Genomic DNA, 21874 nt, shown 5'->3' on the forward strand with positions numbered 1-21874 from the left:
GAGTCGCGCGATGAATCCGCTCGCGGAACTGCGTTACTTCTTCACGGCGCTCGGTTATTTCACGCGCGTGCCGGTGCCGCGCTGGGTCGGTTTCGATCCCGCGTGGCTCAACGCGGCGGCGCGCTATTTTCCGCTCGTGGGCGTGCTGGTCGGCGCGCTCGCGGCGCTCGTTTATCACGTCGCGCTGACGGTGTTCGCGCCGGGTGTCGCCGTGCTGCTTTCGATGGCGGTCACGCTGCTCGCCACGGGCGCGTTCCACGAGGACGGTCTCGCCGATTGCTCCGACGCCTTCGGCGGCGCCTGGCAGCGCGAGGACGTGCTGCGCATCATGCACGACTCGCGGATCGGCGCGTTCGGCGCGATTGCGCTCGTCGTCGCGCTCACGCTCAAGTGGCAGACGCTGGCCGCCTTGCCGCCCGCGCGCGCGGCGCTGCTGATGATCGCGGGCCACGCCGCGAGCCGGGCGTGCGCGATCAGCTATCTCGTCACGCTCGACTACGTGCGCGCCGAGGGCAAGGCGAAACCGGTCGCCCAACGCATGAGCGCGCGCGCGTGGCTTGGCGCGTGCGCGTTCGGCTTGCCGTGGCTGTTCTGGCCGGCGTTCGGCGCCGCGCCCGACTGGCGGCTCGGCGTGACGATGCTCGCGGTGCTCGCCGTGCTGCGCTTCGCGCTCGGGCGTTACTTCGTGCGGCGCATCGGCGGTTATACGGGCGATTGTCTCGGCTTCGCGCAGCAGGTGTTCGAAATCGCCATCTATCTCGTGGGGCTCGCGTGGATCTCGTCCTGATACGCCATCCCGCCGTGGCCGTGGAAGCGGGCGTTTGCTACGGCGCGAGCGACGTCGCGCTGCAAGGCGGCGCGGCGCACGAAGCGCAGGCAATCGCCGCAAGGCTCGAGGCGCTCGGCGCGCGCGCGCCGCAACGCGTCGCGACGAGTCCGCTGACGCGTTGCGCGCAGGTCGCCGTGCAACTGGCGGCGCGGCATGCGCAGACGCCGCTTGCGGACGCGCGCCTTGCCGAGATGGATTTCGGCGCGTGGGAGCAACAGCGTTGGGACGCGATCGACCGCGCGCAGATCGACGCGTGGGCCGCGAATTTCGAGCACGCGCGCGAGCACGGCGGCGAGAGCGTGGCGCAGTTCGATGCGCGCGTGGGTGCGTGGTTCGCGACGCTCGACGTGAATCGACCCGCGACAACGTGGGCCGTCACGCACGCGGGCGTGATCCGCACCATCGCGGCGCGCGCGCTCGGCCTGCCGCTCGTCAACTGCGTGCGTTGGCCGCTGGAGATGGCGGCGATCGTCTGGCTGCGTTACGACGTGCGAGGCGCGCAATGGCTGCTGGTGCGCTGGAACGCGTGAAGCGGGCGCCGCCGCCAGTCAATGCGCGGCGTCGCGCCGGCGCACGAGATCGAGGTCCTTGCACAGTTGCGCCGCGCCTTGCGCGATGCGCGGCGCGGGCCGCGTGAGCAGATCGCCGTCGATGGCGAACAGATTGCCGCGCGCCACCGCTCGCAGCGCGGGCCACGCGCGCCAGCGTTCCAGACTCGGCAGCGGGCGGTCGGCGGCGGTCGCGCCTTGCGCGGTCGTGACGATCGCATCGGGATTCGCGGCGAGCACGGCTTCCGTCGACAGCGTGGGCACCAGCGCGTCGAGCGTCGCGAACACGTTGCGGCCGCCGCATAGCGCGATCACGTCGCTGATCATGTGCGTGCCGTTGATCGTCATCAGCGGCTGATCCCAGACTTCGTAGAACACGCTCACGCTCGGGCGTCGCGCGTAGGTCGCGCGCAGTTGCGCGATGTCGTGCCGATACGCGCCGGCGGCGGCTTGCGCGGCGGGTTCGGTGCCGAGCAGCGTGCCGAGTCGCGTGAGCGACGTGGCCACGTCGTCGAGATGGCGCGGCTCGCTGAAAAAGAGCGGAATGTGCAGCGCACGCAGCCGGTCGAGCTGCTGCTGCGCGTTGCCGTGACGCCAGACCACGATGAGGTCGGGCTTCATCGCGACGATGCGTTCGAGGTCGAGCGCGCGGTTGTCGCCCACGCGCGGCACCTTTTGCGCGGCGCTCGGGTAGTCGCTGTAGTTCACCGCGCCAACGAGCTTCGCGCCGCCGCCCGCCGCGTAGATCAGCTCAGTCACGTGCGGCGCGAGGCTCACGACGCGCTGCGCGGGCGCGGGCAGCGTGACGGTCTCGCCGTTGTCGTCGACGACGGAAACCGCCGCGTGCGCGGCCGGCGCGCAGGCCGCGAACACGCAGGCCGCCAACGCGCATGTCGCCAACGCGCCTGTCGCAAGCCTCGAAGCCAACGTCGAAGCCAACGTCGAAAGGCGCATCAGCCGATGTCCTGCACGGCATGCGTGAGCGCGTGCTCGAAGCGCTGCCATTCCTCCGCCGATGCGGGCAGGCCGAGGCGCAGGCTCGCGGGCGTGCCGCCGGATTCGGCGGACGGATCGAAGCAGCGCGTCCAGATCGCGCGGCGCGCGAGCGCGTCCTGCAACGCTTGCGCACGCGCGTCGGCGATCCATGCGAACAGCGGCGTCGTGTGCGGCGCGAACCCGTGCGCGCGCAGCAAGGCGTCGAGCCGCGCGCTTTCGGTGGCGAGGCGCGCGCGCATGGCGGTTTGCCAGCCGGTGTCCGCGAACGCGTGCGCGACCGCGTGGCGCGCCGGGCCGCTCACGGTCCACGCGCCCAAATGCGCGCGCAACGCGTCGAGCAGCGCGGGCGCCGCGAGCGCGAAGCCGCAGCGCACGCCCGCAAGCCCGAAGAATTTGCCGGGCGAGCGCAGCACGACGAGTCCGGCGTGGCGCGTTGCGTCCGCAAGCGTCGGGCTGTGCGGCGCGTCGAACGCGTCGGCGAATGCTTCGTCGACGATCAGCGTGCCGCCGCGCGCCGCCAGTTGCGCGTGCCAGCGCAGCAGCCGCTCCCGATCGACGCGCACGGCGGTCGGATTGTTCGGATTGACGACGACGGCATGCGTGACGTCGGCGGGCAGCGCATTGGCGCAGACGTCGAGCGGCACGACGTCGTGGCCCGCGTGCGCGAACGCGCTCGCATATTCGCCGTACGTGAGCGGCGCAACGGCCACGCGCGCGCGCGGCAGCAGCGCGGGCAGCGCGCGGATCGCCGCCTGGCTGCCCGCGACCGGCAGCACGTGGTGCGCATCCGGCGCGCCGTAGTAGCGCGCGGCGCAAGCGGCGAAGTCGTCGCCTTCGTCGGGCAAGCGCCGCCACGCGGCGGCGGGCACGGGCGGCACCGGATAGCCGTGCGGGTTGATGCCGGTCGACAGATCGACCCACGCGTCCCATGCGATGCCGTATCGCCGCGCCGCTTCGTGCAGATTGCCGCCGTGTGCGACCGCCGGCCGGAGCGCCGCGGGGTTCGCCGGCGCGCTCGATATTGCGCTTGTTATCGCGTTGGTCGGGGCTTTCGTCATCGCATTCGTCGGGGCGTCGGTCGGAGCGACGGTCGGAGTATTCGTCGGTGCGCCTGTCGTTGGCGCGTTTGCCGTCGGCGCGGGTTTTTTCGTCGAACGGGTTTCAGACATGCGTGGCCACGCTCACGAATGCCAGCGCGAGCAGCGCGGCGAGCCAGAGAAGGGTGGTGCGCTCGACGAGGCGCAGCGCCGCGTCCACGTCCTGCGCGCGCGGCGGCGCGCCCGCGCCCAGCGCCGGCCGTTCCTCGATTGCGCCGTGATAGACGGCCGCGCCGCCCAGCAGCACGTTGAGGCTGCCCGCGCCCGCTGCCATCACCGGCCCCGCGTTCGGGCTGTCCCAGCGACGCGCCTGGTCGCGCCAGCAGCGCAGCGCAACGCGCGTGTCGCCCAGCAGCGCGTAGCTGGCGGCCGTGAGGCGCGCGGGAATCCAGTTGAGCACGTCGTCGATGCGCGCGGCCGCCCAGCCGAAGCGCAGGAAACGCGGCGTGCGATAGCCCCACATCGCGTCGAGCGTGTTGGCGAGGCGAAACGCGAGCGCGCCGGGACCGCCCGCGATGGCGAACCAGAACAGCGCGCCGAAGATCGCGTCGTTGCCGTTTTCGAGCGCCGATTCCACGGCGGCGCGGGCAAGCGCGGTGGCGTCGGCGTCGGCGGTGTCGCGCGAGACGATGCGCGCGGTCAAGCGGCGCGCGGCCGCGAGGTCGCGCCGCACGAGCGCGGCGCCGATCGGAGCGATGTGTTCGGCGAGGCTGCGCGCCCCGAGCGCGAACCACAGCAGCGCGACGTGCAGCGCCCACGCGAGCGGCCAGGGCAGCAGCGCGCACAGCAGCGCCGCGACTAACACGGGCGGCGCGACGGCGGCGAGCCACGCGAGCAGGCCGAGCGGGCGGCCGCGCCGCCCCGTGTTCAGCCGCGCCTCGATACGGCTCGCGTATTCGCCGAACACCGCGAGCGGATGCGTGCCGCGCGGCTCGCCGAAGCGGCGGTCGGCCGCGAAGCCGGCCACGGCGAGCGCGGCGGTGACGGGCAGCGTCAGCACGCGCGCGCCCCAGGCGGCGCCTTGAGCACGAGCGGCAGGCCGGCGGCGACCAGCGTGGCGCGGTCGGCGAGCGCGGCGACGCGCTGGTTCAGGCGGCCGAGTTCGTCGACGTAAAGCCGCGTGGCCGCGCCCATCGGCACCACGCCCATGCCGATTTCGTTGCTCACGACGAGTACCGTGCCGCGCGCGCGTGCGCAGGCGTCGGCGAAGGCGTCGATGCGCGCGCGCCAGTCGGGCAGCGGCGCGGCGCCGGCGGCCTCGGGCGGGCAGAGCAGATTGGCGAGCCAGAGCGTGAGGCAGTCGATCAGCACGCAGCGGCCGGGCGCGGCGGCGGCGTCGAGCGCGCCCGCCAGATCGAGCGGCGCGGCGGCGAAGCCCCAGTGCGCGGGCCGCCGCGCGCGGTGATGCGCGATGCGCCCGGCGAATTCGGCGTCGTCGCTCGCGCGCGCCGTGGCGACGTAGGTGACGGGCAGGCCGCTTTCGGCCGCGAGGCGTTCGGCGTGGGCGCTCTTGCCCGAGCGCGCGCCGCCGACGATGAATGTGAGATCGCGCGAAATCATCGCGTGATTGTAACGGCTGTCGGATATCGCTCGCGGGTCGGCGCGGCGTCGAGCGTGCTTCGGTGGCGCGGCGGACGCGCCTCGTTTTCGCCGGGTTTGCGATCCGGTGCCGGTTTGGCGCTTATCCCGCGCTTATCTCGCGCTTATCCCGCGTTGAACCGCCGTTTTATCTGGCGTCGATGCGGCGTTCGAACCGGCACGCTCCGGCGCCGATGCCGCGCGCGCCGGCCTTGTCCGAACGGCTAACGTTAGCGGCGAGCGCAGCGAAGCCGCGCGCGGCGATGGGATAATGCGCGCTCGTTCCCACCGTTATTTCGCGTTTCATGACCGCTTCGCTTGCCGACCTGCCCGCCGTTGCGCCGGGCGCGCTGATGATCCAGGGCACCACGTCCGACGCGGGCAAGAGCACGCTCGTCGCCGGTTTGTGCCGGCTCGCTCGTCGCGCGGGCGTGCGCGTCGCGCCGTTCAAGCCGCAGAACATGGCGCTCAACAGCGCCGTGACCGTCGACGGCGGCGAGATCGGCCGCGCCCAGGCGTTGCAGGCGGTGGCCGCCGGCATCGAGCCGCACACCGACCTCAATCCGGTGCTGCTCAAGCCCAACAGCGATCTCGGCGCGCAAGTCATCATCCACGGCAAGGCGCGCATGAATCTCAACGCGCGCGCGTATCAGGACTACAAGCCGCTCGCGCGCGAGGCCGTGCTCGAATCGTATGCGCGGCTGCGCGCGCGCTACGAAACGGTATTCGTCGAAGGCGCGGGCAGTCCCGCCGAAATCAACCTGCGTGCGAACGACATCGCCAACATGGGTTTCGCGGAAGCCGTGGATTGTCCCGTCGTGCTGGTCGCCGACATCGACCGCGGCGGCGTGTTCGCGCATCTGATCGGCACGCTCGCGTGTCTTTCGGAAAGCGAGCGCGCGCGCATACAGGGCTTCGTCATCAACCGGTTTCGCGGCGATCCCGCGCTGCTCAAGCCTGGCCTCGACTGGCTCGAAGCGCAAACGGGCAAGCCCGTGCTCGGCGTCGTGCCCTATCTGCACGGTCTCACGCTCGACGCCGAGGACATGCTGCCCGGCGCCGCGCACAGCGGGGCGGGCGAAACCAGCGAAGGGGGCAAAACCGGCGAGGGGGGCGAGGTGCTGCGCGTGGTCGTGCCCGCGCTGCCGCACATCAGCAACCACACGGATTTCGACGCGCTGAGGGCGCACGGGCAAGTCGATTTCCGCTACGTGCGCACGGGCGAAGCGCCGCCCGCCGCCGACCTCGTGATCCTGCCGGGCTCGAAGAACGTGCGCGACGATCTCGCGTGGCTGCGCGCGCAAGGCTGGGAAACGGCGCTTGCGCGGCATTTACGTTACGGCGGGCGCGTGATCGGCATTTGCGGCGGCATGCAGATGCTGGGCCGCTCGATCGCCGATCCGCACGGCGTGGAAGGCGAGCCGGGCGTAGTGGCCGGTTTCGGCTGGCTCGACTACGAAACCGGGCTCACGCGCGAAAAGACGCTGAAAAACGTGACGGGCGCGCTGGCGCTGGAAGGCGGGGGCGCGGCGAACGTGCGCGGTTACGAGATCCACATGGGCGAAACGCGCGGGCCGGCGCTGGACACGCCCGCGCTGTATCTCGCCGATGCCGCGGCGGAACGCGCCGACGGCGCGCGCTCGGCGGACGGCCAGATTCTGGCCACGTACGTCCACGGGTTGTTCGACACTCCCGAGGCGTGCGCCGCATTGCTGCGCTGGGCCGGGCTGGCGGCGGCGCGCACCGTCGATTACCCGGCGTTGCGCGAGGCGTCGCTGGAACGGCTCGCCGACACGCTCGCGGCCCACCTCGACCTCGAACGGCTTTTCGGGGCGATTCGTTAGGGGATCGGCATCATGCTTGCACTGAGGTGCCGGGGCGCTCAGTAAAGCACCATCTGCGTGCAGCGGAACAGCGCGATGGTCTTGCCGTCCGGGCCGGTCACGGCGGCGTCCCAGACCTGGGTGCTGCGGCCAAGGTGTACGCCCTTCGCCACGGCGGAGATCGTGCCTTCGCGCGCGGTGCCCAGATGGTTGCTTTTGATCTCGATGGTCGTGAAGTTTTTCGCGTTGGGCGGCAGATGCGCGAGGCAGGCATAACCGCAGGCCGTGTCCGCAAGCCCGATCACGGTGGCCGCGTGCAGGAAGCCGTTGGGCGCGAGCAGTTCGCCGCGCACCTCGAGTTCGGCGCGCAACTGGCCTTGCTCCAGCGCCACGGGGCGCAGCCCCAGCAGGTCGGGCAGGCGGCCGCGCTGGCGCTCCAGCAGGAATTCGATCGTGATGTCGGGGCGTAGCGTGCTCATGGTCGGCGGCTCTCCTTGTGGTCGATGGGCGCCTGGTGGTAGCGGAAAATGCGGTCGTTGCGCACGCGACCAACTTTGAACGCGCGCGATTCGCCGATAATATCGGACGGCCGATGCAAGACGCCGGCTCGCTCGCAACGCGAAGCAACGGACCGCACGGCGTGCAAGGCGTCTCGCGCAAAGATTCGGCAGTACTGCCAGGATTCAAGGCAAACAGAAACGGCAAACCGGCTGGCCGCGCGCCAGCCATCCTGACGGGAGCATTCATGACGGTAATCGTGGTGGCGAATCCCAAAGGCGGCGTGGGAAAGAGCACGCTGTCCACCAATCTCGCCGGCTATTTCGCGGCCCAGGGCGAGTGGGTCGCGCTTGCCGACCTCGACCGGCAGCAGTCGGCGCACGCGTGGCTCGACCTGCGGCCCGCAACGCTGCCGCCCATCGAAAGCTGGAAAGTCGATCCGGACAACCCGGCGAAGCCGCCCAAGGGCCTGGAGCACGCCATCATCGACACGCCGGCGGGTTTGCACGGCAACCGGCTCGCGGCGATCATCGAACTCGCCGACAAGGTGATCGTGCCGCTTCAGCCGTCGATGTTCGACATTCTCGCGACCAAGGACTTTCTCGACCGGCTCGCGAAGGAGAAGTCGGTGCGCAAGGGGGCGATTCAGGTGGGCGTGGTGGGCATGCGCGTGGACGCGCGCACGCGCTCGGCGGAGCAGTTGCAGCGCTTTGTCGAAGGGCTCGACCTGCCGGTGCTGGGCTGGCTGCGCGACACGCAGAACTACGTGCAGCTCGCGGCGCACGGCCTCACGCTGTGGGACGTCGCGAAAAGCCGCGTGGAGAAGGATCTCGACCAGTGGCAGTCGATCGTCGCCTGGCTGAATGCCAAATGAGCGTCGCGCGGGCGCTGGTTAAGTGTCTCGCACAGGCGACGATCAAGCGTCAATGGGGCGTCAGCCAGGCGTAGCGTGAGTGCCGCCGAGCGCGGCAATTGCGTGAGGCAACTGCGCGAGGGCGACCGCGTGAGGGCGACGGCGTGAGGCAACTGCGCGGGCAACTGAGTACGGCAACCAGGCGTGGGCAACTGAGCGGGGGCAACTGAGGCGCAACCAGGCGCAACAACTGAACCCCGCGCAAATACGGCAGCGCCGCCCGAAGCGGCGCGCGCCGTGAAGCCGCGGCTTAGCTCCAGCTTTGCGTGGGGACGTGGTCGCGGCTGCCCTTGATGCGATTGTTCTCGTCCACGAATACGAGATTCGGCTTCCAGCCCGCCTTCAGTTCTTCCTCTTCGACGTTGGCGAAAGCCGCGATGATCACGAGGTCGCCCAGTTGCGCGCGGCGCGCGGCCGAGCCGTTCAGCGAAATCATGCCGCTGCCGCGCTCGCCCTTGATCGCGTAGGTCGAAAAGCGCTCGCCGTTGTTGATGTTCCAGATGTCGATGCGCTCGTTTTCGACGATATTCGCCGCTTCCAGCAGGTTTTCGTCGATCGCGCACGAGCCTTCGTAATGCAGCTCGCAGTGCGTGACGGCGGCGCGGTGAATCTTCGACTTGAGCATGTTGCGTTGCATGGAATGTCTCCGGTTGCGCCCACGCGCGGCATGGCCGGCGGCGCGGGGCGCGTGGTGCGTTGAAAGCGCGCGGCGCGCGCCGATTATGCGATCGCCCAAATCGCGCGGAACGCGGGCAGGGCGGGCGCGGCCGCGCGTCAGATTTCGAGGTTGTCGATCAGACGCGTGGCGCCCAGCTTCGCGGCGGCCAGCACCACGAGCGGCGCGTTGGCGTCGGCTTGCGCGCCCGGGGCGGGCGGCAGCAGGTTCACGCGCTTGCGGATCGCGATGTAGTCGGGCTTCCAGCCGCGTGCGGCCAGCTTCGCCATGGCGTCCAGTTCGAGCTGCGCGAAGTCGCGGCGGCCCGACAGCACGGTTTCGCGAATCTCGCGCAGCGCGAGCGCCAGTTGCGGCGCTTCGGCGCGCTCGGCGGCCGAAAGATAGCGGTTGCGCGAGCTGAGCGCGAGGCCGTCGTCGTCGCGCACGGTTTCGGCGGCGATCACCTCGGTCGGCAGCGCGAACTGCTGGCACATCGCGCGCACGATCATCAACTGCTGGTAATCCTTCTTGCCGAACACGGCCACACGCGGCTGCACGCACGACATCAGCTTCATCACGACCGTACACACGCCCTCGAAGAAGCCGGGGCGGAACTCGCCTTCGAGAATGTCGCCCAGGTCGTGCGGCGGACGCACCCGGTATTCCTGCGGCTGCGGGTACAGCTCCTGTTCGGTCGGCGCGAACAGCACGTAGACGTTTTCCTTTTGCAGCTTCTCGATGTCGTCCTGGAGCGTGCGCGGGTATTTGTCGAAATCCTCGTTCGGGCCGAATTGCAGGCGGTTCACGAAGATGCTCGCCACCACCGGGTCGCCGTGCTGGCGCGCGAGGCGCATCAGCGAAAGATGGCCTTCGTGCAGGTTGCCCATGGTCGGCACGAACGCGGTGCGGTTTTGGCCGCGCAACTGGTCGCGCAATTCCTGAATCGAGCTGATGACTTTCATGATCGGATGCTTTATGTCTCGCGCGAAAAGCGAGACCTGGGTTGCCGCAACCGGCGCGCCGGTTGCTCGGCCGCAGGCGCGAAACGCGGAAAACCGCGTGGGCGGCGTGCGGACGGCGCCCGCGCGGCTCGCGCTAAGCGCGCTCGGGCCGGGCAGGCGCGGCGATTGTAGTGGATTTGTCGGCGAGACGCACCCGCGCCGGGTGGGGGATTATCCCGAGGTTCCGCTGTGCGGATCGTCGCGCCCGCGCATGCGGCCTGGCGTTATCGCCGTTGATGTGGCACCGGTTAGTAGCCGGAACGAGGCAATGCCAGGCAAAGGCCGGCACCGGCGGGCGGCGCGAACGACGCTCAGGCCGGCAGATAGGCGAGCCGCACGTAGATCGGCGCGAACGGCTCGGCCTGGGTGATTTCGATCAGCGATTCGCGCGACAGCTCCAGCATGGCGATGAAGTTCACCACCACGACGGGCACGCCGCGCGTGACGTCGAACAGCTCCGAAAACTCCATGAAGCGCTCGCCCTGGAGCCGGCGCAGGATCGTGCTCATGTGTTCGCGCACCGACAATTCCTCGCGCGAAATCTTGTGATGCTGAACCAGTTTCGCGCGCTTGATGACGTCGGCCCACGCGGCGCGCAGGTCGAGGCTGTCCACGTCGGGGAAGCGCGGGGTGATGCTCTGCTCGATATAGACCTCGGCGCGCAGGAAGTCGCGGCCGAGCTGCGGCAATTGGTCGAGGCGTTGCGCGGCCAGCTTCATCTGCTCGTATTCGAGCAGGCGGCGCACGAGTTCGGCGCGCGGGTCTTCGGCTTCCTCGCCCGTGTCGGCCTTTTTCACGGGCAGCAGCATGCGCGACTTGATCTCGATCAGCATGGCAGCCATCAGCAGATATTCGGCGGCGAGTTCGAGATTGGTCTTGCGCAGTTGCTCGACGTAGCCGAGATACTGGTTCGTGACCTCGGCCATCGGAATGTCGAGGACGTTGAAGTTCTGCTTGCGGATCAGGTACAGCAGCAGGTCGAGCGGCCCTTCGAAGGTCTCGAGAAAGACTTCGAGCGCGTCCGGCGGGATATAGAGATCCTGCGGCAGCTTGAAAAGCGGCTCGCCGTAGAGGCGCGCGAACGCGACGCCGTCGATCGTGTCGGGCGTGGAGTCGGTGGCGGGAGCGGTCAGCGCCTCGCCGGGCGCCTGCCCGGCCGCGTGATTCCCGTGACTGGCCGCGTGCTCGCCGTGCGGCGGCGCGCCGGCCCCGTCGGCCTCGGCCATCAGAAGTTCTGGTAGTAGACGTAAGGCGTTTGCTTCACGCGCGACGCCTGCTGGCGCTCGCGCTCGTCGAGGTCGATCGGCTGCTTGTCCCACAGGAGCGAGCGGCCCTTGCGTTGCTGCTCCTCGAGTTGCGGTTTTTGCTGCTTGAGCTGGGCGATGAACTGGGTGATGTCCGACTGGTACATGGCTGGCTTCCGGGCTGACTGCCGCTTGGTTAGACGCTAGTGAGCGTTTTAGTGAGCGTTTAGTTGGACGGGGCGCCTGATCGGGCCCTGCCGCTAATTCTGTCGGCGGTAATTTTACCGCAAGGCAACGCCGGGGCGTTCGGGTTTGTTGCGACGGGCGGCCCAGCGGCACCGCAGGCACCGCCGGCTTCGGCGCGCCGATTTGCCCTCCGCCGCCGCCAACGGCTTACGCCGTGGTTTCGGCGGCATGACATCGCCATGACGAAGCGGCAGCGCCGCGCGTTGCGCGTGCCCTTTGCCGGCACCGATTCGCGCCGGATTTGCGCAGCCTCCTGGGGTATTCGCGCGATGATGTGGTGAAATATCGCGTTTGCGCGTGTGCGTGCCCTGGCGCGCCCTGGCGTTCTCGTTGCGCGATGTCGATGCCGCCCGTTTTTCGCGAGGCGCGACCGCGCAAACCAGTTCTATGACGGCCGGAGGTCTTGTTTGGCGGGATGGGTGATCGAAGCGTTGCGCGCACGGCGGCGTATCTCGCAGGCGGCGCCCGCGCGCCCTGCCGGCATCGCGGGGCGGCGCGCCGTCACGCTGGCGATGGCCCTGAGCGTCGGCCTTTTCGCCGCCACGCCCGCGCGCGCGGACCTGTCGAGCCTCCTGCCGTGGTCGCATGCCAAGCGCTACTACGACGTGGAGATCGAGGCCGAGCCGCGCGAATTGCGCAAGCTGCTGCAAGCGCATCTTGACATCGCGCGCTTTTCCACACGCGCCGACGTGAGCGAAGACCAGTTCGAGTTTCTCGTCACCGCAACGCCGCAGCAGGTGCGCGACCTGGCCGCGACGGACGGCTTTTTCTCGCCGGTCGTGCGTACCGACGTGCAAACCGTCGACGGCAAGCGGCGCGTGAAAGTGAGCGTGGACGCCGGCGCGCGCACCCGCATTTCGTCGGTCAAGCTCACGTTCCGCGGTCCCGTGCTCACCGAAGATCATGCGCAGGAAAACGCCGCGCGCTTCGCGTTTTCCCTGCACGAAGGCGACGCCTTCACGCAATCGGGCTGGGACGATGCCAAGAGCGCCGCGCTGCGCTCGCTCCAGTCGCGCCGTTATCTCGGCGCGAAAATCGCGCGCTCGGAGGCGCGTGTCGATCCGCTCAGGCACGACGCGCAACTTTCCGTAACCTTCGACAGCGGCCCGACCTTCACGATCGGCAAGCTCGACGTTTCGGGCACGCGCCGCTATCCCGCGTGGATCGTCGACAACGTGAATCCGCTCACCGAAGGCGAGATTTACGACGTGAGCCGCGTGACCGAGTTCCAGCGCCAGTTGCAGAACACGCCGTACTACGCGAGCGTGGCCATCGACGTGGACGACAACACGCAAAAGCCGACCGAAACGCCTCTGCACGTGAAGGTGAGCGAATACCCGTACAACAATTTCCGCGGCGGCGTGGGTTATTCGACCGATACCGGCGCGCATGTCCAGGGCGGCTACACCTACCTCGACACCTTCGGCAAGGCGTGGCCGTTCCAGATGCAAGGCCGCGTCGACCAGATCCAGAAATACGGCCAGGTGCAGTTGTCGATGCCGCCGGGCCCGCGCGCGTGGACCAACAGCGTGCTCGCCTCGTACACGACCACCGACGTGTCCGACACCACGATCTACAGCGCGCGCGTGGGCGTGCAGCGCACGCGCACCTCGCAGAACATCGACTACGCCTACTCGCTGATGTTCTACGACGACCGCATCACGCAGAACGTGGGCGGCGCGACGCGCGCGCATGCGCTCGTGCCCTCGTGGTCGTGGACGCGCCGCAACGTCGACGATCCGCTCTTTCCGCGCTCGGGCAACCTGATTCGCGTGGAAGCGGGCTTCGGCGTGCAGGGCGTGGGCTCCGATCAAACCTTCGTGCGCGGCTACGCGCGCGGCCAGCAATATCTGCCGATCGGCCATGACAACCTCATGCTGTTTCGCGCCGAACTGGGCGGCGTGTTCACGAGCGGCTCGTCCTCCGGGATTCCCGCTTCGCTGCTGTTTCGCGCGGGCGGCTCGAACTCGGTGCGCGGCTACGGCTTCGAGAGCATCGGCAACAACGTCTACGGCTCGATCTTGCCGACCAAGTATCTCGTCACCGGGTCGGCCGAATATCAGCACTGGTTCACGCACGACTGGGGCGGCGCGGCGTTCTTCGACGTGGGCACCGCCACCGACACCTGGGGCGAAAAGCAGTTCGATCCGGGCGCGGGCATCGGCGCGCGCTGGCGCAGCCCCGTCGGTCCCGTCAATGTCGACCTCGCCTATGGGTTCCGCAACCGTAGCGTGCGGCCGTATCTGACCCTCGGGATCGCTTTCTGATGGGCACGCGCGCCTTGCTTCGTTTCGTCTTGCCGCTTTCGTGGGCGCTCGCGCGCGCCGTGCCGCCGGAACCGGCGCGCGGCGGTTCCGGCGGCGATGACCGCGATCGCGGCAATCACGGCAATCACGACGGGCGCGACGGCAGCGACGGCAGCGACGGCAGCGACGGCAAGCCGCCGCCGCCGCGCCGCCGTCACGCGCGCGTCAAGGCGTTCGCGTGGATCGTGGCCGCGCTGGTGCTGATCGTCGTGCTCGCGGGCGGCCTGCTTTATGGCGCGCTCACGACCGAGCGCGGCACGGCCTACGCGTGGCGCGCGGCCGTGAAGCTGCTCGACGGCAGGCTCGCGGGCACGCTCGAAGGCGGCGCGCTGGCCCGCGGCGTGCGCCTTTCCAACGTGGTCTGGCGCGGCCCCGACGGCACCACGATCAAGGTCGATCGCGCGAGCGGCCAATGGCGGCTGCAAGGCTACGGGCGCGCGCCGTGGCGTTTCGTCGTCGATTACCTGCATGTCGGCGATATCGACGCGCGCATCGTGCCGTCGAATTCGCCGTCCTCGAAGCCGCTCGCGCTGCCCGACAATCTGCAACTGCCGCTCGGACTCGAGATTCGCGACTTGCAGGTGGACAAGCTCACGCTGCATCAAGGCGCTGCCGTGACGGAGTTTTCGCGGCTGCTGTTCCACGGCCGCAGCGACGGGCGGCATCACGAAGCCGCCGTGGAGCGGCTCGACACGCCGTTCGGCGCCGTGAGCGCGCATGCGAAGCTCGACGGCGCGCGGCCGTTCGCGCTGGCGGGCGACCTCGGCTATACGGGCAAGGTCAACGGCGAGGACGTGCAGGTGAACGGCACGCTCGGCGGTTCGCTCGAAGCGCTCACGGCCGATATCGAGGCGAGCGGCATGAAGCTCGCGGGCCGCGCGCACGTGGAGGCGACGCCGTTCGCGGCTGTGCCGTTGCAGCGCGCGACGCTCGCTTTCGATCACGTCAATCCGCAGGCGTTCGCGCCGGGCGCGCCGTTCGCCGATCTCGCCGTGCGCGCGCAGTTGCAGCCGGTGCCGGGCGGCGCGGCGGGCGTGCAGGCGGCGCTCGCGGCCGCGGCTTCGGGCGCCTCGGCTTCGCTGGCTGCGCCGGCGGCTTCGGTGGCGGCTTCGATGGCGGCTTCGATGGCTTCGACGGCTTCGGCGGCTTCGGCGGCTTCGACAACCTCGGCGGCTTCGCGCTCATCGGCATCGACATCGGCATCGACATCGGCATCGGCATCGGCATCGTCGGCTAAGGCGCACGGCGACGCGGCGGGCTTCACGGTCGCGGGCAATGTTTCGATCGTCAACGCGAAGCCCGGCAGCATCGACGAAAAGCTGTTGCCGCTGATCGACGCGCACGCCGACGTCGTGCTCGACGCGAAGACGCAGCGCATTCCGAAGCTTGCCGTGCGGCTCGTCAAGAATGCCACGGTGACGGGCGGCGGCACGATCAGCGGGCGCAACGGCCGCTTCGACCTGCGCGTGGCCGGGCTCGATCTCAACGCGATCGAGTCGAGCGTGCGCGCGACGCAGTTCGCGGGACCGATCGGCGTGCGGCTGAACGGCGACGTGCAGAGCGTCACGCTCGATCTCGCCGATCCGAAGGCCGCGCTGCGCGTGCAGGGCAAGCTCACGCAAGACCCGGCGCGGCTGTCGTTCAACGACGTGCGCGTGAGTTCGGGCGCGGGCCGCGTCGATCTCTCGGGCGCGCTCAAGCACGACGCGAATTCCACGTATTCGCTCAAAGCGGTGCTGACGAATTTCGACCCGCTTTCGCTCGCCTCGCAGAAGGTCGAGAAAAAGACCACGCCAAAGACGACGTGGAAGGCCGCGCCAAAATCCGCCCCAACAGCCGCCTCAACATCCGCGCCGCGCGCGAACACGGCGTCGGCGGCGGCGAGCGACGCGCTCAATCCCCAACGCAATCTCGCGCTCAATCCGGCGCTGAACCCGGCGCTCAATCCCGCGCAAACGGGCGAGCGGGCGCAGGTGCAAAAGCATGTCGAAACCGCGCAGCAGACCGAGGCGAAGCCGTCCGCGCCGGCGCCCGCCGCGAAACCGGCCAACGCTTCCGCGAAGGCGAAAACCGCGCCCGCTCGCCGCATCGAGGCGCGCGTCAACGGCACGCTCAGCGCGAGCGGCGTGCTCGCACCCGCGTTCACGACCAAGGCCGAATTCAGGCTTGGCCCGAGCGTCTACGACGATCTGCCGCTCACGGGCCAGGGGCTGATCCAGCTCGCCGGCTCGCGCCTTCTGCCGAGCCGCGCGAACCTGTCCGTGGCGGGCAACGCGGTCGATCTGCAAGGCAGCTTCGGCGCGCCCGGCGACCGGCTGCGGTTTCGCGTCGACGCGCCGCAGCTCGACCGGCTCGGCTTCGGCGTGGCGGGGCAGCTCGCGGCGAACGGCGACTTGACCGGCACGTTCGCGCATCCCGATGTCGAACTCGACTACAAGGCCGATCAGGTCGCGTTCGGCGAAAACCGCGTGGGCCACGCCGAAGGTCATGCGCTCGCGCGCGACGGCGCGAACGGCGCGCTCGCCTTCAACACGGACGCGAGCGGCATTGCCGTCGCGGGCCTCGACATCGCCACGCTCAGCGCGCGCCTGAACGGCACGCGAGCGAAGCACACGCTCACCGCGAACGCGAAGGGCAAGGTGCAGAACCAGCCCGTCGATTTCGCCGTGGCCGCAAGCGGCGGTCTCGTGCAAACGCGCGACGGCTCGCGCTGGGACGGCACCGTCACGCAGCTCGAAAATCGCGGCGCGCCCGACTTGAAGCTCCAGGCGCCCGTGAAGGTGAGCGCGGGCGCGGGCAAGGTCACGCTCGGCGCCACGCGCATCACGGCCGAGGGCGCCGTGCTCGACCTCAAGTCGTTCGATCTCGATCATGGCCGCATCCAGTCGGCGGGCACGCTCACCAACGTGTCGCTCGCGCGCCTCATGCAGTTGCGCCAGCAGTTCACCGGCGAGCCGTCCACGCTGCGCACCGACCTCGTTTTCGACGGCGACTGGAACTTCTCGCTCGGCCAGAGCGCGAGCGGCTACGCGCAGATCAAGCGCCGCTCGGGCGACGTCACCACGGAAATCGGCCGCGGTCTCGCCTCGCTCGGCATCGCCGATCTCAACGCGCGCGCGGACTTCAGCGGCGGCAATCGCCTCACGCTCGCGGCGCATGCGAAGGCGAGCCGCGTGGGCGTGCTCGACGTGAACGCCAGCACGGCGCTCGTGCCGCGCGACGGCATGCTCACGGTCACCGACGAATCGCCGCTCGGCGGCACGATCAAGGCCAACGTGCCGTCGCTGCGCACCACGGGCGGCCTGCTCGGTCCGAGCTATCTGCTCGACGGCCATATCGCGCTCAATCTCGCGCTGGGCGGCACGGTCGCGAAGCCCAACGTGACCGGTTCGCTGACCGGCGACGGCTTGTCGGCCACGGTGGTGGACCAGGGCGTGGAGTTGAAGGACGGCGTGATCCGTATCGCGCTCTCGCAGAATCTTGTCGATTTCCAGCAGGTCGAATTCCACGGCGCGACGAGCGGCACGCTGCGCGCGACGGGCCGCGTGCGGCTCGACAACGACGAGCCCGACCTCACGGCGAGCATCGTCGCGGACAAGCTGGAGCTGTTCGCGTCGCCCGATCGCAAGCTCTCGCTTTCGGGCAGCGCGAGCATCGCCAACGGCGGCAAGCTGGGCGGCATGATGATCGACGGCAAGTTCACCGTCGATCACGCGCTGTTCGACATGCCGGAATCGCCCGCGCCCTCGCTCGGCGACGACGTGGTGATCGTGCGCCCCGACGGCACGACCACGGGCGGCAAGCCGCCGATCGAGGAAACGGCGTCCACCAAGCCCGCGCCGCGCTTCGCCCCGCGCGCCAACATCGACATCAATCTTGGCCGCGACTTCCGCTTCCGCGGCCAGGGCGCCGATCTCGGCCTGGCCGGCACGATCACGGCGACCAGCGCCCCCGACGTGCCGCTGCGCGCCGTGGGCAACGTGCGCGTGACCGAAGGCTCGTCGTACACGGCGTTCGGCACCAAGCTCGGGATCGAGAACGGCTTCTTCACGTTCAACGGCCCGGTGGGCAATCCGGGCATCAACATTCTGGCGATGCGGCGCAACCAGCAGGTGGAGGCGGGCGTGCAGGTGACGGGCACGGTGCAGGCGCCCGTGGCCAAGCTCGTTTCCGAGCCGAACGTGCCCGACAACGAAAAGCTCTCCTGGCTGCTGTTCGGCCACGGCACCGACCAGGGCAACAACGTGGGTCAGCAGAGCGCGATGACGACGGCGCTCGCGTTGCTCGGCAGCGCGAGCGGCAAGCGCATCGCGCAGAGCATCGGGCTCGACGAATTCTCGATCGGGCGCAGCGAGGTCGGCCTCACCGACCCCGAGGTGGTGATGATCGCGAAGGCGATCAACCAGCGGCTCGTGATCGGTTACGAGCAGGGCTTGCAATCGGCGTCGAACGCGGTCAAGGCGACCGTCAACCTCACGCGCTACTGGTCGCTCGTGACCTACGGCGGCACGTTCTACGGCGCCGACATTCTCTATACGCGGCGCTTCGACCGCATTCGCTGGTAGCGCTCTCGCCGCTTTCGCCGCTTTCGCCGCGCGCGAGGAAAGCGCCCGACGAAAAAAAAGCACACCTGGGCCGACGCCCAAGGTGTGCTTTTTCTTGCCGCTGCGCGGCGTTGAAACTCAGCGCACGCGCATGCCGGGCTTCGCGCCGCTGTGCGGTTCGAGAATGTAGAGGCCCGGCTCGGCCTTTTCGTCTTTCGACGATGCCGCGAGCACCATGCCTTCCGACATGCCGAACTTCATCTTGCGCGGCGCGAGGTTCGCGACCATGACCGTGAGCTTGCCCTTGAGGTCTTCGGGCCGATACGCCGAGCGGATGCCCGAGAACACGTTGCGCGTCTTTTCCTCGCCCACGTCGAGCGTGAGTTGCAGCAGCTTGTCCGAGCCTTCGACCACGTTGCAGTCGACGATCAGCGCGATGCGCAGGTCGATCTTCGCGAAATCGTCGATGGAGATCACGCCGGGCGTTTCTTCGGCCGCGGCCGCCTTTTTCGCTTCCTTCGCGCCCTTGGACTTCGCATCGGCCGCGGCGGCCGGCGCTTCGGCGGTCGCTTGCAGCGAGTCGCGGTTCGCGGCCAGCAGCGCGTCGATCTGTTTCGGATCGACGCGCGTCATCAAGTGCTTGTACGCGTTGATCGGGCGTTGCGACGAAATGGCGTGGTTCGCGTCGGCCCACGTGAGCGGCTCGATCGCGAGGAATTCCTCGACGCCTTGCGCAAGCTGCGGCAGCACCGGCTTGAGCGCGAGCGAGAGCAGGCGGAACGCTTCGAGGCTCACGCTACAGGTTTCGTGCAACGCCACGGCGTTGGCCGGGTCTTTCGCCTGTTCCCACGGCTTGGCCGCATCCACATAACCGTTCACGGCGTCGGCGAGTTCCATCGTCGTGCGCAGCGCGCGGCTGTACTCGCGGGCCTCGTAGTGCGCGGCGATTTGCGCAATCGCGGCGCGCAACTGCTCCAGCAGCGGATGCTTCATCGCGCTGTCCTGCACGCGGCCCTCGAAGCGCTTGATGAGGAAGCCCGCCGCGCGGCTCGCGATGTTGATGTACTTGCCCACCAGATCGCTGTTCACGCGCGCCTGGAAGTCCTCGAGGTTGAGGTCGAGGTCTTCCATCGTGCTGTTGAGCTTGGCCGCGAAGTAGTAGCGCAGCCATTCGGGGTTCAGGCCCGTGCTCACGTAGCTTTCGGCCGTGATGAAGGTGCCGCGCGACTTCGACATCTTCGCGCCGTCCACGGTCAGGAAGCCGTGCGCGAACACGTTGGTGGGCGTGCGATGGCCCGAAAATTCGAGCATCGCCGGCCAGAACAGCGTGTGGAAATACAGGATGTCCTTGCCGATGAAGTGATACTGCTCCGTCTTCGCGCCGGGCTTCACCCATGCGTCGAAGTCGATGCCGCGCTTCTCGCAGAGGTTCTTGAAGCTCGCGTAGTAGCCCACGGGCGCGTCGAGCCACACGTAGAAGTACTTGCCGGGCGCGCCCGGAATCTCGAAGCCGAAGTACGGCGCGTCGCGCGAGATGTCCCAGTCGGCGAGCTTCGATTCGCCCGATTCGCCGAGCCATTCGCGCATCTTGTTGGTCGCCTCGGGCTGCGCGAGGCCGGCCACCCAGCCGCGCAGGAACTGCTCGCAGCGCGGGTCGGAGAGCTTGAAGAAATAGTGCGTGGAGGTCTTGCGGATGGGCGTCGCGCCCGAGACCACCGAGTACGGATTTTTCAGGTCGGTGGGCGCGTAAGTCGAGCCGCACACTTCGCAACTGTCGCCGTACTGGTCCTTCGCGCCGCACTTCGGGCACTCGCCCTTGATGAAGCGGTCCGGCAGGAACATGTTCTTGACCGGATCGTAGGCCTGCTCGATGTCGCGCGTTTCGATGAACCCGGCTTCCTTCAATGCCAGATACACGGACTCGGAGAGCACGCGGTTTTCGTCGGAATCGGTCGAATAGTAGTTGTCGAACGAGATGCCGAAGCTGTCGAAGTCGCGCTTGTGCTCCTGCCAGACGCGCGCGATCAACTGCTGCGGCGTGAGACCTTCCTTCTCCGCGCGCAGCATGACGGGCGTGCCGTGCGTGTCGTCGGCGCCCACGTAATAGACTTCGTGGCCGTGCATTCGCAGCGCGCGAACCCAGATGTCCGTCTGGATGTACTCGACCAGATGGCCGATGTGGATCTGCCCGTTGGCATAGGGCAGGGCAGACGTGACGAGAACCTGGCGGCGGCCGCTGTTGACGGCAGACGCGCCGGCGGCAACGAGGTCGGTTGCGGGTGCTGACATAGAGTGGGGGTTCCGGTGATGCGGGAGATCGAAAGCGCGATTTTAGCAGGGCGCCTGCGCGCTCGCCCGGCTGCCCGATGCGCGCGGGCCGGAGGATTCGGCACGAACGAAGCATCGCGACGCGCGCGCCGCGTGATCGGCATGCTGCATCGCACAAACGGCGGGCAAAAAAAACCGGGGCAAGATGATGGCCCCGGAGCAACAACGACAAGAGGAGAATGGTGCCGCGGCGGCATCGCCAGCCACGTACCGTAAAGACAGACAGCGGCGTTTCGGGAGAGTTCGAAAAATTTTTCGATTCTTTCGCAAGCCCGCGAGAGGCGGCACGTTGGCGCATTCCTGCACGTTCGCGCCGCCCGCCCGCAAGGCCTTTGCCGCCGATCCGGCGCCGAATTTTCGCGATTTGGGCGCCTTCCTCGTCGAACTTGCCTGACGCTTGCGTGCGCGCTTATTGCGCGTGCTGTGCCGTCGCGCGCAGGTAGATTTCCACGCGGCGGTTCGCGGCGCGGCCGGCTTCCGTGCTGTTGTCGGCGATCGGCTGGGTGTCGCCGCGGCCTTCGGCGGCAAGACGCTGCATCGGGATGCCGCGCGACGCCAGGTAGTTCACGACGCTTTGCGCGCGATTGACCGACAGCGTCTGGTTGTACGCGGGCTGGCCCGTGTTGTCCGTATGGCCGACCACCTGCGCGACCACTTCGGGGTTCTGCTGAAGCGTCTGCGCGACCTGGTCGAGCACCGGCGCGAACGACGGCTTGATCGCGTAGCTGTTGGTATCGAAGGTCACGTTGCTCGGGATGTTGAGCTTGAGCGAGCCGTCCGGCTGCTCGGTGATCTGCGTGCCCGTGCCCTTGGTGGCGCCCGAAAGCTTGTTATGGATGGCTTGCCAGTTGTAGCCGGTGATGCCGCCGACCAGCGCGCCGGCGCCTGCGCCGATCGCCGCGCCCTTGCCGCCGCCGAAGATCGCGCCGAGCGCGGCGCCGGTGCCGGCGCCCACGCCCGTGCCGACGGCCGTGTTGGTGCCCTGCTGCGTGGCGCAGCCGGCGACGAGTGCGCCGGCAACGGCGAAGACGGACAGACGAGTCAGGATTCTTGTGTTCATTTGCTTTCCTCTCTTGAGTGGAACGGACTGCTGCGCAGACCGAAGACGCTCCGATTTGTGCCGACCGGCTTCAGGGTCTTCGAACGGCGCGCGGCGGCAGCTACTACAATGACGGCGTGAAGCATGATTCCGTCAGCATGAATCGTGCGGCGTGCGCCTTGACAGCCGATGGCGGCGCCGCGCGGTTCTCCCGAGCGGCCCGGCCAAG

General features: G+C 68.7%; 19 protein-coding genes. 7 read left to right on the plus strand and 12 right to left on the minus strand.

Translation table 11 applies throughout. From position 1 onward, the window contains the following. Positions 1–10: 10 nt before the first annotated feature. Both U5805_RS11085 and cobC read left to right on the plus strand, forming a co-directional pair. Positions 11–787, plus strand: a complete 777-nt coding sequence (locus U5805_RS11085) for an adenosylcobinamide-GDP ribazoletransferase (protein ID WP_322103516.1) — start codon at positions 11–13, stop codon at positions 785–787. After that, positions 772–1359, plus strand: coding sequence for an alpha-ribazole phosphatase (gene cobC / locus U5805_RS11090; protein ID WP_322103517.1), 588 nt, complete (start codon positions 772–774; stop codon positions 1357–1359). The genes U5805_RS11085 and cobC overlap by 16 nt, the downstream gene beginning before the upstream one ends. An 18-nt stretch (positions 1360–1377) precedes the next feature. Here cobC and U5805_RS11095 read toward each other — a convergent pair whose 3' ends face one another. From U5805_RS11095 to U5805_RS11115, 5 genes are all read right to left on the minus strand, one after another. Then, positions 1378–2331, minus strand: a complete 954-nt coding sequence (locus tag U5805_RS11095; protein ID WP_322103518.1) for a cobalamin-binding protein — start codon at positions 2329–2331, stop codon at positions 1378–1380. Then, positions 2331–3431, minus strand: a complete 1101-nt coding sequence (gene cobD, locus U5805_RS11100; RefSeq protein ID WP_322103519.1) for a threonine-phosphate decarboxylase CobD — start codon at positions 3429–3431, stop codon at positions 2331–2333. The genes U5805_RS11095 and cobD overlap by 1 nt, the downstream gene beginning before the upstream one ends. Positions 3432–3534: 103 nt before the next feature. Continuing rightward, entirely contained in the window at positions 3535–4470 is a 936-nt protein-coding gene (cbiB, locus tag U5805_RS11105) for an adenosylcobinamide-phosphate synthase CbiB (RefSeq protein WP_322103520.1), read from the minus strand. Beyond that, the gene (gene cobU / locus U5805_RS11110) at positions 4464–5030 is read right to left on the minus strand and encodes a bifunctional adenosylcobinamide kinase/adenosylcobinamide-phosphate guanylyltransferase (RefSeq protein ID WP_322103521.1); all 567 of its coding nucleotides are present in this window, start codon (positions 5028–5030) and stop codon (positions 4464–4466) included. The genes cbiB and cobU overlap by 7 nt, the downstream gene beginning before the upstream one ends. Positions 5031–5196: 166 nt before the next feature. Continuing rightward, positions 5197–5355, minus strand: coding sequence for a hypothetical protein (locus U5805_RS11115; protein ID WP_322103522.1), 159 nt, complete (start codon positions 5353–5355; stop codon positions 5197–5199). Here U5805_RS11115 and U5805_RS11120 point away from each other — a divergent pair. Further along, complete coding sequence (locus tag U5805_RS11120; protein ID WP_322103523.1) at positions 5354–6892, plus strand: cobyric acid synthase; 1539 nt, start codon at positions 5354–5356, stop codon at positions 6890–6892. The genes U5805_RS11115 and U5805_RS11120 overlap by 2 nt on opposite strands. A gap of 38 nt (positions 6893–6930) precedes the next feature. Here U5805_RS11120 and U5805_RS11125 read toward each other — a convergent pair whose 3' ends face one another. Next, a complete protein-coding gene (locus U5805_RS11125) occupies positions 6931–7350 on the minus strand; it encodes a PaaI family thioesterase (protein ID WP_322103524.1) in 420 nt (139 codons plus the stop codon). A gap of 266 nt (positions 7351–7616) precedes the next feature. On the opposite strand from U5805_RS11125, the gene U5805_RS11130 reads away from it, so the two are divergent. After that, positions 7617–8243 (plus strand): ParA family protein, encoded by a 627-nt coding sequence (locus U5805_RS11130; RefSeq protein ID WP_322103525.1) that lies wholly within the window; start codon positions 7617–7619, stop codon positions 8241–8243. A gap of 289 nt (positions 8244–8532) precedes the next feature. Here the strand turns inward: U5805_RS11130 and panD are convergent, their stop codons facing one another. The 4 genes from panD to U5805_RS11150 form a co-directional block, all read right to left on the minus strand. Then, entirely contained in the window at positions 8533–8919 is a 387-nt protein-coding gene (panD, locus tag U5805_RS11135) for an aspartate 1-decarboxylase (protein ID WP_322103526.1), read from the minus strand. Between the two features lie 137 nt (positions 8920–9056). Beyond that, positions 9057–9899 (minus strand): pantoate--beta-alanine ligase, encoded by an 843-nt coding sequence (gene panC, locus U5805_RS11140; protein WP_322103527.1) that lies wholly within the window; start codon positions 9897–9899, stop codon positions 9057–9059. A 350-nt stretch (positions 9900–10249) separates the two neighbouring features. Continuing rightward, a complete protein-coding gene (locus tag U5805_RS11145; RefSeq protein WP_322103528.1) occupies positions 10250–11164 on the minus strand; it encodes a ScpA family protein in 915 nt (304 codons plus the stop codon). Beyond that, a complete protein-coding gene (locus tag U5805_RS11150) occupies positions 11164–11349 on the minus strand; it encodes a DUF3460 family protein (RefSeq protein ID WP_322103529.1) in 186 nt (61 codons plus the stop codon). Before U5805_RS11150 ends, U5805_RS11145 begins: the two co-directional genes overlap by 1 nt. Before the next feature lie 486 nt (positions 11350–11835). Between U5805_RS11150 and U5805_RS11155 the strand changes: the two genes are divergently transcribed. Both U5805_RS11155 and U5805_RS11160 read left to right on the plus strand, forming a co-directional pair. Continuing rightward, positions 11836–13695: an autotransporter assembly complex family protein gene (locus tag U5805_RS11155; RefSeq protein WP_322103530.1), complete on the plus strand. Its 1860-nt coding sequence runs from the start codon at positions 11836–11838 to the stop codon at positions 13693–13695. After that, entirely contained in the window at positions 13695–18299 is a 4605-nt protein-coding gene (locus U5805_RS11160) for a translocation/assembly module TamB domain-containing protein (RefSeq protein ID WP_322103531.1), read from the plus strand. Before U5805_RS11155 ends, U5805_RS11160 begins: the two co-directional genes overlap by 1 nt. 117 nt (positions 18300–18416) lie before the next feature. Here U5805_RS11160 and metG read toward each other — a convergent pair whose 3' ends face one another. Beyond that, positions 18417–20567 (minus strand): methionine--tRNA ligase, encoded by a 2151-nt coding sequence (gene metG, locus U5805_RS11165; protein WP_322103532.1) that lies wholly within the window; start codon positions 20565–20567, stop codon positions 18417–18419. Between the two features lie 184 nt (positions 20568–20751). Here metG and U5805_RS11170 point away from each other — a divergent pair, with 184 nt between their 5' ends. After that, positions 20752–21000 carry a hypothetical protein gene (locus U5805_RS11170; RefSeq protein WP_322103533.1) on the plus strand — a complete coding sequence of 83 codons (249 nt, stop codon included), beginning with the start codon at positions 20752–20754 and terminating at the stop codon, positions 20998–21000. A 15-nt stretch (positions 21001–21015) separates the two neighbouring features. On the opposite strand, the gene U5805_RS11175 is transcribed toward U5805_RS11170, so the two are convergent. Beyond that, a complete protein-coding gene (locus tag U5805_RS11175) occupies positions 21016–21666 on the minus strand; it encodes an OmpA family protein (protein ID WP_322103534.1) in 651 nt (216 codons plus the stop codon). Between the last annotated feature and the right edge of the window lie 208 nt (positions 21667–21874).

This window comes from Paraburkholderia sp. J41, assembly GCF_905220235.1.
In the GTDB taxonomy this organism is placed as follows: domain Bacteria; phylum Pseudomonadota; class Gammaproteobacteria; order Burkholderiales; family Burkholderiaceae; genus Paraburkholderia.

Bases quoted from the DNA above. Each gene is read 5' to 3' on its own strand.
- U5805_RS11160 (WP_322103531.1), top strand. From the start codon at position 13,695: ATGGGCACGCGCGCCTTGCTTCGTTTCGTCTTGCCGCTTTCGTGGGCG.
- panC (WP_322103527.1), bottom strand. From the start codon at position 9,899: ATGAAAGTCATCAGCTCGATTCAGGAATTGCGCGACCAGTTGCGCGGC.
- U5805_RS11130 (WP_322103525.1), top strand. From the start codon at position 7,617: ATGACGGTAATCGTGGTGGCGAATCCCAAAGGCGGCGTGGGAAAGAGC.
- U5805_RS11170 (WP_322103533.1), top strand. From the start codon at position 20,752: ATGATGGCCCCGGAGCAACAACGACAAGAGGAGAATGGTGCCGCGGCG.
- U5805_RS11115 (WP_322103522.1), bottom strand. From the start codon at position 5,355: ATGAAACGCGAAATAACGGTGGGAACGAGCGCGCATTATCCCATCGCC.
- U5805_RS11120 (WP_322103523.1), top strand. From the start codon at position 5,354: ATGACCGCTTCGCTTGCCGACCTGCCCGCCGTTGCGCCGGGCGCGCTG.
- cobD (WP_322103519.1), bottom strand. From the start codon at position 3,431: ATGACGAAAGCCCCGACCAACGCGATAACAAGCGCAATATCGAGCGCG.
- U5805_RS11095 (WP_322103518.1), bottom strand. From the start codon at position 2,331: ATGCGCCTTTCGACGTTGGCTTCGACGTTGGCTTCGAGGCTTGCGACA.
- U5805_RS11150 (WP_322103529.1), bottom strand. From the start codon at position 11,349: ATGTACCAGTCGGACATCACCCAGTTCATCGCCCAGCTCAAGCAGCAA.
- cobU (WP_322103521.1), bottom strand. From the start codon at position 5,030: ATGATTTCGCGCGATCTCACATTCATCGTCGGCGGCGCGCGCTCGGGC.
- metG (WP_322103532.1), bottom strand. From the start codon at position 20,567: ATGTCAGCACCCGCAACCGACCTCGTTGCCGCCGGCGCGTCTGCCGTC.
- U5805_RS11145 (WP_322103528.1), bottom strand. From the start codon at position 11,164: ATGGCCGAGGCCGACGGGGCCGGCGCGCCGCCGCACGGCGAGCACGCG.
- U5805_RS11125 (WP_322103524.1), bottom strand. From the start codon at position 7,350: ATGAGCACGCTACGCCCCGACATCACGATCGAATTCCTGCTGGAGCGC.
- panD (WP_322103526.1), bottom strand. From the start codon at position 8,919: ATGCAACGCAACATGCTCAAGTCGAAGATTCACCGCGCCGCCGTCACG.
- U5805_RS11085 (WP_322103516.1), top strand. From the start codon at position 11: ATGAATCCGCTCGCGGAACTGCGTTACTTCTTCACGGCGCTCGGTTAT.
- U5805_RS11175 (WP_322103534.1), bottom strand. From the start codon at position 21,666: ATGAACACAAGAATCCTGACTCGTCTGTCCGTCTTCGCCGTTGCCGGC.